The organism is Paenibacillus graminis (assembly GCF_000758705.1).
GTDB classification, from domain to species: Bacteria; Bacillota; Bacilli; order Paenibacillales; family Paenibacillaceae; genus Paenibacillus_AQ; species Paenibacillus_AQ graminis.
On the sequence record NZ_CP009287.1, the window covers coordinates 4,851,152 to 4,865,686 of the forward strand.

Here is a 14,535-nt window from a genome sequence, read left to right on the forward strand (position 1 = left end):
CTTATTATTGTAAGGCCAGAATCAGATTTTGCAAATTTTTCTCCATCAGGGTAAAGTAATTATCCCCATTCTTCTCCTGTGCTTCCGTCAACCCTTCTACCGGATTAAGTACCATAGTGGACACTCCGGCTTCACCCGCAAGGGTTTTTGCCAGCTTGTCAGATACCAGCTCTTCGAAGAAAATGTAGCGGATGCCTTCCTTCTTCACCAGCTCGGCAAGCTTCAGCAGGTCCTGGCTGCGCGGTTCCGCATCGGCGGACAGTCCCATAATGGCATGCTGGGTCAACCCGTAATCACGGGCCAAATAAGCAAAAGCCTGGTGTGATACCACAATCTCATGATTAGGCAGCTTGGCAAGCTCTGCAGCAAATTTACTGTCCAGCGCCCTCAAACGCTCGGCAAGCTTATTGTAGCGTTCTTCGTAGCCATCCTTATGCGCAGGGTCAACAGACTGCAGGCTCTCTTTTATATTCTCAGCCATAATAAGTGCTGATTTGGGGCTTACCCAGGTGTGGGGGTCGGTATGCAGACTTTCCGTGTGGCCTTCTGCTTCTCCTTCCCCTTCTCCTTCTCCTCCATGATCATGCCCATCTTCCTCGTCAGTCATGATATAATCAACGCCTTTGCTGACCTCGACCGCTTTGGCTTCGCTGCCAGCATCCAGGCTCTTCAGGAAATTTGGCACCCAGCCTTCCAGCCCCGCTCCATTGTACAGGAATAGCTGAGCTTTGGAGGTATTGATAATATCCTGGCTGCGCGGTGTCCAATCATGCGGCTCTACACCCACCGGCAGGAGATTGATGGCATGGATATCCTCCCCGCCAATCTCACTGGCAAATTCATATATGGGATAAAAAGTAGTAATTACGTTGACTTTCCCCTCTACGATACTTCCGCTGCTCTTCGGACCACATGCTGCAAGCAGCAAAAATACCAGCAAAGTCAGCGTAAGCAGCACGCTCCTGTGCAGGCTCTTGGTTAACATTTGATTGATCGACTCCTCAAATCGTAAATTTTACTATTTGAATTATAATAGTAACGGTTACGATAAGTCAACAAGCCCGCTTACAACATATCAAGAACCAACCAGCTGCGCCTTCCTTCACTGGACAGTGCAGCCGTCTTGGATTCAGTCTAGCATTACCTGGAGAACAACTCTCCATAAATTCTACGGCAACTCCAAGTGGAAAAAGGGTAACTAATTTGCTTGGCTACCCTGTTCTCCACCGATTAGGTGGAAAAAGGTACACTAATTTAGCTCATTTCACTCCTACCGAGGGAATATGGCCCAATTAAGTTTCCTTTTTCCACTTAAATCTCATAATTCTTGATTATGGTGAGAAATAAGCTCCCTTCTTCCAACTAAAGCTTGAAGAGGCCGCTGATGCCCCCCCTTCCTCCCTCACCTCTTATATTATCTGATGCTTCCAAGATATCCACATGGTTTGGTATTGCATAATTTCCCATGCAATAAAAAAAGGACAACTGCGCCATGTTCCGCAGATTGTCCCTTTCTATAAAAGCCAAGGCCGGATCAGCCCGGCCTACTTCACAATCGCACCGTTCGGCATGCTGTCCGGCACGGTGGCAATGGTCAGCTGGTCGCCCTTGGAGGCGGCCAGGATCATGCCCTGTGACAGTTCGCCGCGCAGCTTCACCGGCTTCAGGTTCACGATGCAGATCACCTTGCGCCCCACCAGTTCCTCCGGTGTGTAGAACTTGGCAATGCCAGAGACCACCTGGCGCTGCTCATAGCCGAGATCCAGCTGCAGCTTCAGCAGCTTATCCGCCTTCTTCACCGGTTCGGCCGCGATGACCTGGGCCACCCGCAGCTCGGCTTTGGCGAAATCGTCGATGCCGATTTCTTCCTTATGCTCCTCCTCCGGCTCGGCTGCGGCAGCTTGTGCAGCTCCGGCTTCAGGAGCCGCCTCCGCCTCCGCTGCTGCCGGTTTCCCGGCGCCCATCGCTTCTGCGATGTAGGCCACTTCGTGCGCCACATCCAGGCGCGGGAAGATCGGGTCGCCCTTCGCAAGCTTGGTGCCGGCCGGAATCAGGCCGAAGGTCTTACCGCCGTCCCAGGAAGTCAGCTCACCCGGCTCAATGCCGAGCTGCTGCCAGATTTTGGCCGGTGCCTCGGTCAGGAACGGCTGCAGCAGGATCGATGCGGTGCGCAGCCCTTCCACGAGATGTCTCATCACAGAAGCCAGCTCACCCTTTCGGCTCTCGTCCTTCGCGAGTACCCAAGGCTGAGTCTCATCGATATATTTATTCGTCCGGCTGATGAACGCGCCAATCGCGGTGAGCGCCACAGAGAACTCCATTTTTTCCATAGCTTCTTCCACTTTGACATAAGTGTTCTTAGCGGCAGCTTCAAGCTCTCCGTCAAAAGCAGTCACATTGCCCGCATAAGCCGGAAGCACTCCAGCAAAATACTTCTCTACCATTGCACCTGTGCGGTTCAGCAGGTTGCCGAGATCGTTCGCCAGGTCGTAGTTGACACGGTCCACAAAGCTCTCCGGGGTAAAGGTACCGTCCGAACCGAATGGAACCTCGCGCAGGAGGTAGTACCGCAGCGCGTCAAGACCATAACGGTCAATCAGAGTCACCGGGTCTACTACATTGCCTTTGGATTTAGACATTTTACCGTCCTTCATCAGCAGCCAGCCATGTGCAAATACCTTCTTCGGCAGCGGTTCGCCAAGCGCCATCAGAATGATCGGCCAATAAATCGTATGGAAACGCACAATCTCCTTACTCATGAGATGAACATCCGCCGGCCAGAATTTATCGTACAGGCTGCGGTCCTCGGAGCCATAGCCCAGGGCTGTTATATAATTGGTCAGCGCATCGATCCATACATAGACCACATGCTTGTCATCGCCTTTGACCTTGACGCCCCAGTCAAACGTTGTCCGGGATACGGCCAGGTCCTCCAGCCCCGGCTTAATGAAATTGTTGATCATTTCATTCTTGCGCGATTCCGGTTGAATAAAATCCGGGTTCTCCTCATAATACGCCAGCAGCCGGTCCACATATTTGCTCATCCGGAAGAAATAACTTTCTTCCTTCACCAGCTGGACGGGATGACCGCTATCCGGGCTTTTGCCCCCGGTCACTTTGCCGTCCGCATCACGCTCAATATCCACCAATTGAGTTTCTGTATAGAAGGTTTCATCCGATATACAGTACCAGCCTTCATATTCCCCTTTGTAAATATCGCCCTGCTTCAGCAGCCGGTCAAAAATATCCGCCACCACTTGTTTATGGCGCTCCTCCGTGGTACGGATGAAGTCGTCATTGGAGATATCCAGCTTGTGCCACAGCTCTTTAATTCCCGCTACGATGTCGTCAACGAACGCCTGCGGCGTCTTGCCGGCCTTTGCAGCCTTCTCCTCAATCTTCTGTCCATGCTCATCGGTACCCGTCAGATAACGGACTTCATAGCCGCGAAGCCGCTTGTAGCGGGCCATTGCGTCCCCGGCCACCGTCGAGTAGGCATGCCCGATATGCAGCTTGTCACTGGGATAATAGATCGGGGTTGTCAGATAAAATGTTTTCTTGTCGCTCATTTCCTGGTCATCCTTTCGTCTTGGCAAACACAAAAAACTCCCGCCCCGATATGGGGCGAGAGATTACTCACGCGATACCACCCAAAATTCCCCGGCTCCTCGCAGAGCACAGGCTTCGCCAGTTCCCGCCTGGGAACTGTCCATTAACGCTGGATCACGCCATGGACTTACGCCGCCGCCTTGCACGGCCTGCCGCTCGCCCACAGTTCCTCCCGGACCATCTTCGACCTGCGTACCATACCGGTTCCCAGCACTTCCGGCTCTCTGTAATGGTCGTCCTGGTCTACTTATCCGTTCTTTGGAAATCATCGTATTATTCAAAATATACCCATCAGCAGGCGTCATGTCAAGTTGGCTTAACTGATTCTTCCCCGGACAAGCGTTCATCCCGCGGCGGCACCGGGTCAAGCCCTCCGGGATGGAAGGGATGGCATCTGGCGATCCGCTTGGCGGCAAGCCATGCCCCCTTCACCGGACCGTGGACCTCGATCGCCTCCAGGGCATAGGCTGAGCACGTCGGGTAGAAGCGGCAGGTTGCCGGTTTGATGGGGGAGATATACTTGCGGTATACACGGATTGGCGCCTGAATGGCTCTGCGTCCGGCACTCATGTCAGTGGCCTTCTTTGCCGTGTGCCGCCAGGGCCGTCTCTTCTTCACGGTTCTGTTCACATTCCTTGCAGTAGCCGAACACCTCGAATTTATGCTTAACCACCCGGAACTGGTCGGGCGTATCCGTCAGATTCATCGGGCAGAAATGAATCGGGTAAGTCTTCATGCATTGAAGACAAATCATATGGTGATGGTGATGGTCCTGATTGCAGCTGCCTTTGAACTTCACCCCGTCCTCAAACACCACCTGCTCCAAAACTCCCAGCTCCTCCATCACCCGCAGATTGCGGTACACGGTATCGAAGCTGAGTCCGCTGTATTTGCGGCCCATATGCTCATAAACATCCTTCGCGGATAAATAGCCCGTATTCTCGCCGAATAGCTTGGCAAGCGTTTTGCGCTGATCGGTGATTCGCAGTCCCTGCCCCGACATGGCTTCCAGTATTTGATCTGTCGACAGCATTCGCTCATCTCCCATAACATGGTCTTTGTTTTGCACTCTCTTTATAATGCCCCAAAACCAAAGCCCCGTCAATGAAGCTCCACTGCTCCGGCTGCAAAAAGACCCGGCAGCCATTCCCAATAGGGAAATGCTGACGGGCCTGCTGCCGGTACTGCCGGGTTATTTAGGAGCCGGAATCGGTGTGAAGACAAAGTTCACCGGAAGATTGCTGCCGGAGGCTACCGAGAATACGATATCCACCGGACCCTCGTAGTTCCCCGAGCGGTAGACCACGGCATTCATGTCGGAGCTGTCCAAGCTCCCTTTGTTCGGCAGATTGACAATCGTACCGTTGACCATCAGCGAGCCCAGATAAATGCCTCCGCGCGGATTGAACGTAATCAGCGTATTCTTAGCGACACTCTCCAGTCTGATTTTGTAGAGCACACCGAAGTTACCTGCGTTCGATGCTTCTGTTCCGCTCATCGGATCCGTACCAACCAGATTCTTGTCTTTGTCGTTGTCGCCAAGCACCAGCTTGGATTGTGTGGCCCCAACCTGATCGAACACACTGATGACACGGGTCGAATCCGGGTAAGTTCCCCGGTTGTGCACTCCATCCCGGTCCAGCAGAGGAAGCGTTGGCAGCAGCGCTACCGGATCTTTACTCTGCTCAACCATCACAACATCATACTGCACAGCTAAATCACTGAACAAATCCGCGCTCAGCGAGAGCACTTCACCGGGCTTCATGGCGATTTTGCTCACGTCAGTCATAATGGGAATACTTTGTCCCGGCTGAAGCGTGATGGTTCCATAGCTGGAGTTGGTGAGCATGGAATTAAAATACTTCTGGATCGAAATTTTGCCTGTATATCCCGGCGATACGGCTGGACCGGCAATCCCCAGATACTGGGTTGTAATTGTCGTTGGATACAGATTGTGGTTCGTTGCAATAACATACAGCTTCTGTCTGGTAGACATATTGTTCAAGTGATGGACCAGAAAACGGGTGGAGCCAAGTGAAGTTTCGCGGTACAGCACGCCCTCGGCGTTAACCGTTTCCGGACTGTTGCTGCGAATCAGCGTATAAGGCTCAGAAGACAAATTGTATGCCAGGTTAGGCAGTCCCGGAATCATTCCGCCGTCCATAGAGATAATGTCTCCCGGAACAGTGAACAGCTTCGCTACCTCATCCTGGGTATACAGTTGTTCGTTTGTAATGTTGATGGTTTTCTCGAATGTACTGCTCAATCCGTGTTTGTCGGTTACTTTGAGCTGAAGCGAAACAGGTCCCGGATTAAAATAAGCCAGTGCGCGGTTCGTCCACTCAACCGTCAGCTCTTCCCCTTCAGGATCCGTACTAAGATCGGTAAGAGTAACCGGCTCACCCATTTTGTATTCATCTTTATCCGTTGAGAAATTCGCCACTGGCGGCTGGTTCGGCTGCAGCACTTGAATGGTCGCGGTATACGGATCACTCCATAGTCCGGATGCATCCTGGACCGAATAAGTTATCGTATAATAGCCCGGCTGATCATACATGTCTTTTTTATTTTCATTCCAGACCTCTTGTGCAATTGGACTGCCGTTCGGAGATGAGTATTTGGTTACAAAAGTCACCGGTGTTACTCCGGCATAGATTTCTGTGGGCTGTACCGTAAAGGAAGCCGTTGGCTTTGTGTTCAGCTCAAGAATGACACGTTTCCCCACATTATCTACAGAATATTTTAGTGAAAGTGCTTTGGTAATTGAGGTCAAAGGAATCATGAACGTGCCCTTGAACTGGTATGCTGGCCCTTTCATGGTCTCCTTGCTGCCATTTACCGTATAAATCTTGCTGTCCGTCTTAAAGCGCATGACGCTGTCGCCTTTGGTTACAATAACTTCCTTTGTTTTGTAATCATAGGTATATTTCACCTTAACCATATCCACCATGGCACGGATCGAAACGTAGGACACCCCATTTTTGACGGCCATCGGCTGGTTGGCCAAATACTCTTTGCCGTTCATGTACATTTTGTTGCTGTTCATCATGAGGATGAGCTGGTTTGCTCCTGCAGTAGGGATAATCTGTCCTCCGGTAGCAAGCGGTGTAATCACGCCCGGAGTTTCAGCAGGCAGTGCTGACGCTCCAGGGAGCGGAGTCATTGCCGGACCTGCCGTCGCAGCTGGAAGTGCAGAACTAGACGGCACCGGTGTCGCATTTGGCAAAGATGTTGTTACCGGTGTCGGTGTTGGTATAGATGTTGGTATCGGCGTAGGCGTAGGCGTTGCACTACCCGGTGACGCCAGAGGAGGCAGCGGATCAGTGGATTCAGGCATCAGGGTCGCCGCAGGCGTCGGGATAGCCTCGGCCGCTTGAACTACTGTGCCGGATATAGTTGTAGTGCTTACAGGGGCGGCAAAAGCCGGCACTGCCGCTGCAACCTGCGATACAGCCAGGATTGCAACTAAAGATAGTTTTTTCAAATTCATGGTATGACTCCTTCTGCTCCCATTTGTAGTATATAAGGAAATTAAGACTCTCTGTACATGCCTTATATCCCCGCAAAAACACAGCATCCAAACGGATCAGCTGCTGCGGTTTTTGCCACGTTCATTTTACAAAACATAGTATTAGACGCATGACACCCCAAAAAGTTTCATTAAATATTAAGAAAAGATCAAAATTGTAATCCCGTTTTCACACATTTCCCGGGCTTTCTGCCCATGCATTCATTTTTGAACTCTGCTGCTTATTATCGCCAAATAGCCATTTTCATTTTCATACTCCGTGTATAACTCATCAAAAAAAAGACGATTACCCTAAATATAAGGTAAATCGCCACTTTAGAGCCATCTCCATAATTCTTTACCGCGTCTCCGGCAGTTTATGAAGATCCCTGTAATCTTTAGGAGTCATTCCGGTCTGCTTTTGAAACACTTTTGTAAAATACCGGCGCTCCTGATAACCCACCCCTATACTGATTGCCGCAATGCTCTTGTCGCTGCTGGCCAGCATGAACTTCGCCGCCTCCATCCGCTGGAGGGTTACATACTCCACAAAGGTCATCGCAAACCGGTTCTTGAACAGCAGGCAAAAATAGCTGCTGCTGATCCCGATCTTATGGGCCACCTCCTCAATTCCGAGATCAAAACTGAGCCGCTCCGAAATATATTGAGCTGCCTGATTCATCAGCTGATCCGGCGTTTTTTTGGCTGAATCCTCTGCCGGGGGAAGTTCCTGAAACAGGGGGATACTGTTATACAGCTTATCCTTGTACTGTTTGCTGCGGATGCGAGTGCCGATTTCCCGCACCTTGTTGCCCAGCTCCTCATAATGAATCGGCTTGCAGATATATTCCTTCACGCCCAGCCGGATGGCTTCCCGCGCGTAATCGAATTCCTGATAGCCGCTGAGCAGCAGAACCTCGCTGTCCAGCCCCATCTCGCGCAGCTTGCCGACGAACGTCAACCCGTCCATGACGGGCATGCGGATATCGCACAGCACCAGGTCCGGGGCCTGCTCCTCGGCAATGCGCAGTGCCTCCATCCCGCTGCGGGCCATGCCATAGATTTCCATCCCCATCTCCTGCCATGGCAGCACCCGCCGCAGATTGCCCAGAATTGGGGCTTCATCGTCAACCAATAATACTTTTAGCATAATGATCTTCCCCCTGCCCGTATTTAGGTATGACGCATTGGATGATGGTGCCTTCCCCAGGGCTTGCGCAGATAAAAATCCCATACCTGTCGCCATATTCAATCCGGATGCGGTCAGCTACGCTGCGTACGCCAAGCCCGCGCCGCTCCAGATGAATGCCGTGGCCCGGTTTGTTTTCATCAGTGTCCGGCGATGCTGACTCCCCTGACTCACTCACCATGTACTGGAACATCCCCAGCTGGGCTGAAGTCATCCCGATCCCATTATCCTGGATTTGCAGAATCAGATTGCCCCGCTCCTCCCAGCCTTTTACCCGGACCACGCCTTTGTAGTCGATGCCTTCGAACCCGTGCTGGATGCTGTTCTCGACAAGGGGCTGCAAGGTAAGCTTAAGGATTCCGCAGCCTAGCAGCTCCTGAGGAATCTCAATCTCATAATCGAATACATCCTCAAAGCGGAATTTCTGGATATCCAGATAATTGCGCAGATGTGTGACTTCCTCTTCCAGCGTAATTTCATCCCTGTCCTGGATGCTGATCCGCAGAATACTGGCTAGCCTGTATACCATCTCGCTGACCTTTCGCCCTTCATTCTGCACGGCGAGCACATTGATCGACTCTAACGTGTTGAACAGAAAATGCGGCTTAATCTGCGCCTGCAGCACCCGCATTTCAGCCTGGTTTTTACGGCGCTGCTCCACATGGACTCTATTGAACAAACTATTGATTTTGTCCATCAGATCATTGAAGCCCCTGGCAAGCAGGGTCATTTCGTCGCTGCCCTTCTCTTCCACGCGCGTAGTGAGATCTCCATCCTCTACCCGGCGCATAAAACGGACAATCACAGCAATGCCGCCTGTAATCCGGTTCATAAAAAACAGATTGAAGATCACTGCGCCCAGCAGGCACAGAAAAATAACGACTACGAACCAGCGGGCGAACACGGTCACCTCACGGGACAAGGAATCCCACGAAGTCACAGAAACCAGACTCCAGGGATAATCCTTAAGATGATAGACCGACAGAATGCTTTTCTCCCCATCAAATTCTGTTTTGAAGCTTTGGAATCCTTTTTGAAAAGTAAAATTCTTCTTCGAGGTAAACGAATGGAAGTCCTGGCCATCCAGCTTGCGGTCGGGGTCGAACAGAATCATCCCGTCGTCATTGACCAGCATAAAGGAAACCTTCTGGCCGGTGTCCCCGATTTTCAGATTGCGGAAGATCGATTCGAACTCCCAGTTCTTGATCTGCACTACCAGAATGCCGATATTCTGAAAAAAGCTGAGTTCCTTCACCAGACGGATCTGTGTAAATACAGGCTCCGTTCCCGTCAGTTCCGGATACTCATGCGGTGCGAGCCATTTGGGCACACCGTTAAGCGCCATGACTTCCTGGTACAGCTCACTTCCCTTGAACTTGTCATAGGGCAGCGTACGGAAATTCTCCTTGTTGAACACCGAAACAATCTCCGAGCTGCCTTTACCATTGAAATTGTAGAGAAAAGCATAGCTGATCGAAGGATGGTTGTACAGCAGGCTGCGGAAATTGCGCTGGCTGGCGTTCAGGCTGAGCTGCTCGGCATCTGTCAAATCCTGTTTGGACGGGTCCTCTGCGCTTAGGGCCATATGAAATACCGAGGTAGCTATTCCGTTGTCTGTGACATTGTCCATGTCCTTGAAGACGCTGGAGATGCTGTAGCTGATCGCTTTGAGTGAATACTCGGATTGCTGGCTGTACTTCTTCTCAATGGAATTATAAGTCACGAAAAACATAATCATACCTAGAATAAACAGAGGAATGATAATCAGGCCCAGAAACGCCGTAAATAACTTGTAGCGCAAATTCATCGGCTAATGCCCCTGACTGTGAATAGGATTATCCTTTTACGCTGCCCGCTGTAACCCCTTCAATAATCTTCTCCTGCAAAATGGCGTAAATAATCACTACCGGAAGCACACTGTAGACAATGCCTGCGGACATCTGCGCATAATTCATCTGATACTGATCACGGAATTGGACCATCCCCACCGGAAGCGTGCGCAGCTCGTCATTCGAAAGAAAATAATTGGCCAGCAAAAACTCATTCCAATTTCCCAGGAAATTAACAATGAATACTGTAACCATGGCGGGAACCGTCAAAGGTACAATAATTCTAGCAAAGATACCTGGTGCCTTCAAGCCATCCACAACCGCCGCTTCCTCAATTTCTCCGGGCAGAGAACGCATAAACGCCGCCAAAATAATGATCGTAAACGGAATTGCATTGGCAATATAAGGGATTATCAGCGCCCAGTGCGTATTCAGGATATGCAGCTTGCGCACAATCGTATAAATCGGAAGCATCAGCGCATTGTTCGGAATCAGCATTCCGATAAGCACAAGCGAGAACAATATCTTATTCCACTTGCCCTGACGCATCCGCGTAACTGCAAAGGCGAACATCGAAGCGAGCAGAATGGATACCACCGAAGATAATACCGAAATGTATAAGCTGTTAAAAAAGTACGTGCTGATCTTGGCATTTACCCAGGCTTCAACATAATTGTTAAACACAAATTCCTTCGGAATGCCGAACGGGTTCAGCGCAATCGCATTATTGTCCTTCTTGACAGAAGAGAACAAGACAAACAAGAACGGAAACAGCACCACTACAAGATAACCCAGCAATGCGACATGAGGAATGCCTTTTTTCAATGAGCGCGCCATTAGTATTCAATCCTTTCATTACGCCGGGCGAACAGCAGCTGGTACAGCGCCGTGACCACAAGCGTGAACATAAAGATCAGAACGGCTATGGCGTTCCCGTATCCGTATTTGAAGTTGGTAATTGCGTACTTAATCATGTAGGTGGCCATTACCTCAGTTGAGCCTGCCGGTCCGCCCTTCGTCATGACGATAACAATATCCGCAGCCTTCATGGCACCGGCGATGGACAGCATAATCACAACAGAAATGATCGGTACGATCAGCGGCAAAGTGATGCGTGTAGCCCGCTGGAAGCCCGTAGCGCCGTCGATGGCTGCGGCCTCATCCAGTTCTCCGGGGATGGATAGAATCGCTGCCAGCACCATTACAATGTAGAATCCGGTCCACTGCCAGGCATTGGTGATCAGAATGGACAGCATAGCGAACCTTTCGTCCGACAGCCAATATACCGGTTCGATTCCCACGACCCCCAGCACTTTATTAAACAACCCGATATTGGGCTCATAGATGAACCCCCACAGGATGCCAATTACCGCTGTAGACATAATAGAGGGCATGAACACTGCTGTTTTATAGAGTCCCTTCAGCTTTTTGACATTAGCAATCAGCAGCGAGAACAGAACAATCAGGGGGACTTGAATGAATACAGAGAATAAAATAAACCAGCCGTTATTTTTGACAGAAATCCAGAAACGGTCATCGCCAAGAGCTTTTTCGAAGTTGTTCAACCCTGTAAATTTAACAGTGTCTGAAACACCGTTCCAACTGGTCAGGCTGTAGTAAAGCGAGCTGAAAATCGGATATATAAAGAATATCAAAAACAGGAGTAATGCAGGCAGTATAAACAAGGTGAACACCAGCGGATTTCTGAGTGATTTGTTCATGGACTTTCCTCCGATTGCTTGAGAATCAGGGTGCTGTTTTATTTTTCACAAGCGGAAGCGGCTTCGCCGTCCCCTGCAAGAGGCGGCTTCCGTTTCAGCGAGAAATATAAGCATTTATAGCGCGAAGCGTATAAATGCTTATATTTTAAAAATGTACCCTGGAGCAAGCACCAGGGTACATTCCGTGTACCGTTCCTTATTCCACTGCTGCGTTGGCTTCTTCTTGAACCTTTTGCAGGGCCTCGCCCATTTTTTCCGGGGTCGTCTGTCCGCCAATCAGCTTTTGAATCTGAATATTGCTGATTTCAGTAGTCACATCCGCCTGTACCAGTGAATCGAAGGCCGGGAATGAAGATTCGGAGTTGTTCAGCACAGCCACAATTTCACTCATCAAATCGTCGGTTATATTTTTATTCAGTACAGCCTGATCAATTTTCATGGCCGGCAGCACGCCATCTTCAACCAATCCGCGAATCTGCATTTCCTCGTTGTACATATTCTTAATGAAAGACTTCACTGCAGCAAGCTGGCGTTCATCTTCCCCTGCAGAAGCCGAGAAGCCATATCCATTGTTCACGTCGCGCATCAAAGCTGTCTGATCGCCAACTCCCCCTTCGACCGGGGGAATGTTGAAGAATCCAACCTTGCCGATCAGGCCTTCACCGGATTGACCTGCCTTGAATACGGAAGACTTCCAGGTGCCGTCATACATTAGAATCGCTTCACCGCTGGTGAACTGGGTAGTGTACTCAGCATATTCAAAACCAAGCTCACCTTTTTTGAAGTAGCCTTTGTCTTCCCATTCCTTATACTTGGCAAAACCTTTAACCACATTTGGATCGCTCCATTTGGCCTCTCCGGTGGCGAATTTAGCCGTCACATCCGGCCCGGCATAACGCGACCAGAGATGGTTAGCCAACATCAAAGGCACCCATCCTGCTTTGGAGGCTCCAGCCAGCGGCACTTTGCCGTCAGCTTTGATATCTGCAAGCTGCTGTTCCAATTCCGCAAAGGTTGTGGGCGCCTTCCAGCCTTTGCTGGTGTAGTATTCTTTATTATAGAAGAAACCTTCACCGGAGCCGCCGATCGGCAGTCCGTAGATCTTACCTTCGTACGTAAACGGATCAAGATTGGAGAACTTGTCTTTGATGCCCAGCTCTTCCAGAATCGGTGTCAGGTCAAGCAATTTCCCTTCCTTGGCATATATTTTGGAGTCAGGGCTGCCGAAGAGGTCAAATATCTCCGGAGGGTTGCCGGCTGCCATTTCACCGCGCAGCTTCTCCTTGCGGTTGACATCCGAGTCCACACCGTCCAGCTTAAAAGTGAGCCCAGGTACTTCAGCCTGCACTTTCCCTACAACATCTTCCAGGATCGCGAGCCGCTTCTGTTTGTCGGCCCCCACCTGCGTATGCCGAATGGTCATTTCAAAAGGCTCGCTGCTGGCCGGCTCTTCCGTAGCAGGTGCATTCGTAGCATTCCCAGCATTGGCGCCTTTGGTTGCGGCTGCCTCACCATTATTGCCATTGGAATTGCTGCCGCCGCAGCCAGCCAATACTGCAGAACTTACGAACAGCAGGGACAAGAGCAATGTTACACTTTTCTTCATTTTGGGTGACCCTCCCTATATGTTGATTTCCCTTACATCTCTTATTATAGAAAACAAGTTTTATTACCGTAAGGTTAAAATTCATCCACAGCAGGGATAAAAACCTCTAATGTAAGCGGAGTCATATGTATTGTCCACCTTTTTATGTTATATAATATAACATGACCTTGCTTTCGTCATATCCTTTTCCCTCGCCCCGAAGAACCGTGTGATTACTAGGGCACAAAAGCTTTTTACAAAAAAAGCCGTCCCAACAGTAGTTTCACTATTGGAACGGCTTTGATATAACAAGTATTTTAGACTAATGCAGTTTGCTTCCGGCCTTCTTCAATCAGCCGGTACGCACGCTGGACCTCTTCTTCGGTTGGTGAAGGGACCCCTTCAAGCTCATAAGGTCTTCCGAGGACTTCCCATTTATAGATACCCATCTGATGATAAGGAAGGATTTCAAATTTTTCAACACCGTTCAATGTGCCGATGAAGCGTCCCAAGTTCAGAAGGTCCTCTTCACGGTCATGAATCCCCGGCACGTACACATGACGTATCCACATCTTGCGGTCATGGTCAGACAGCCAACGGGCCAGCTTCAACGTACGCTCATTGGATTTACCGGTAAGCTTGATATGCGCTTCATCATCAATGTGCTTCAGATCAAGCAGCACGAGATCTGTCAATTCAAGCAGATCATTGATTTTGTCGCCTTCATTATAACCGTTGGTGTCAAGTGTAGTATGCAAGTTCCAGCGTTTTTTCACTTCGGCAAACAGCTGTTTTACAAAATGCGCCTGCAAGGTTGGTTCGCCGCCGGAAACGGTCAACCCGCCACCGGAGGAGCGGTAATAATTTAGATACGGCTCAATTTCAGCGAGTACATCTTCAATACTCATTTCTCTGCCTTCATTCAATCCCCAGGTATCAGGATTATGGCAGTATTGGCATTTCAAGAGACAGCCCTGCATGAACAAAACAAAACGAATACCTGGTCCGTCAACGGTTCCAAAGGTTTCTAAGGAATGTATATGTCCGTTAGCCATAGGAGGTCATCCTTTCGAAAATTTAAAATTTTAAACAAT

General features: G+C 50.0%; 11 protein-coding genes. All 11 read right to left on the minus strand.

Features of this window, described 5'->3' with window-relative positions; all coding sequences use genetic code 11:
- Positions 1-4: 4 nt before the first annotated feature.
- The 11 genes from PGRAT_RS20905 to pflA all read right to left on the minus strand — a co-directional run bounded on the left by PGRAT_RS20905 (position 5) and on the right by pflA (position 14,496).
- Positions 5-985, minus strand: coding sequence for a metal ABC transporter solute-binding protein, Zn/Mn family (locus PGRAT_RS20905; protein ID WP_025706753.1), 981 nt, complete (start codon positions 983-985; stop codon positions 5-7).
- A gap of 559 nt (positions 986-1,544) precedes the next feature.
- On the minus strand, positions 1,545-3,569 hold the full coding sequence (gene metG, locus PGRAT_RS20910) for a methionine--tRNA ligase (protein WP_042267163.1): 2,025 nt from the start codon (positions 3,567-3,569) through the stop codon (positions 1,545-1,547).
- A gap of 346 nt (positions 3,570-3,915) precedes the next feature.
- Positions 3,916-4,179: a membrane protein insertion efficiency factor YidD gene (gene yidD / locus PGRAT_RS20915; protein ID WP_025707147.1), complete on the minus strand. Its 264-nt coding sequence runs from the start codon at positions 4,177-4,179 to the stop codon at positions 3,916-3,918.
- Position 4,180: 1 nt separating this feature from the next.
- The gene (locus PGRAT_RS20920) at positions 4,181-4,642 is read right to left on the minus strand and encodes a Fur family transcriptional regulator (RefSeq protein ID WP_025707148.1); all 462 of its coding nucleotides are present in this window, start codon (positions 4,640-4,642) and stop codon (positions 4,181-4,183) included.
- Between the two features lie 159 nt (positions 4,643-4,801).
- Positions 4,802-7,099 (minus strand): stalk domain-containing protein, encoded by a 2,298-nt coding sequence (locus PGRAT_RS20925; protein WP_025707149.1) that lies wholly within the window; start codon positions 7,097-7,099, stop codon positions 4,802-4,804.
- A 376-nt stretch (positions 7,100-7,475) separates the two neighbouring features.
- Positions 7,476-8,267 carry a response regulator transcription factor gene (locus PGRAT_RS20930; RefSeq protein WP_025707151.1) on the minus strand — a complete coding sequence of 264 codons (792 nt, stop codon included), beginning with the start codon at positions 8,265-8,267 and terminating at the stop codon, positions 7,476-7,478.
- The gene (locus tag PGRAT_RS20935) at positions 8,245-10,113 is read right to left on the minus strand and encodes a cache domain-containing sensor histidine kinase (protein WP_025707152.1); all 1,869 of its coding nucleotides are present in this window, start codon (positions 10,111-10,113) and stop codon (positions 8,245-8,247) included. Before PGRAT_RS20935 ends, PGRAT_RS20930 begins: the two co-directional genes overlap by 23 nt.
- A gap of 28 nt (positions 10,114-10,141) precedes the next feature.
- Positions 10,142-10,972, minus strand: a complete 831-nt coding sequence (locus tag PGRAT_RS20940) for a carbohydrate ABC transporter permease (RefSeq protein ID WP_025707153.1) — start codon at positions 10,970-10,972, stop codon at positions 10,142-10,144.
- Positions 10,972-11,856, minus strand: a complete 885-nt coding sequence (locus PGRAT_RS20945; protein WP_025707154.1) for a carbohydrate ABC transporter permease — start codon at positions 11,854-11,856, stop codon at positions 10,972-10,974. The genes PGRAT_RS20940 and PGRAT_RS20945 overlap by 1 nt, the downstream gene beginning before the upstream one ends.
- A 196-nt stretch (positions 11,857-12,052) precedes the next feature.
- Positions 12,053-13,462 carry an extracellular solute-binding protein gene (locus PGRAT_RS20950; RefSeq protein ID WP_042267165.1) on the minus strand — a complete coding sequence of 470 codons (1,410 nt, stop codon included), beginning with the start codon at positions 13,460-13,462 and terminating at the stop codon, positions 12,053-12,055.
- A 296-nt stretch (positions 13,463-13,758) separates the two neighbouring features.
- Entirely contained in the window at positions 13,759-14,496 is a 738-nt protein-coding gene (gene pflA, locus PGRAT_RS20955; protein ID WP_025705546.1) for a pyruvate formate-lyase-activating protein, read from the minus strand.
- Between the last annotated feature and the right edge of the window lie 39 nt (positions 14,497-14,535).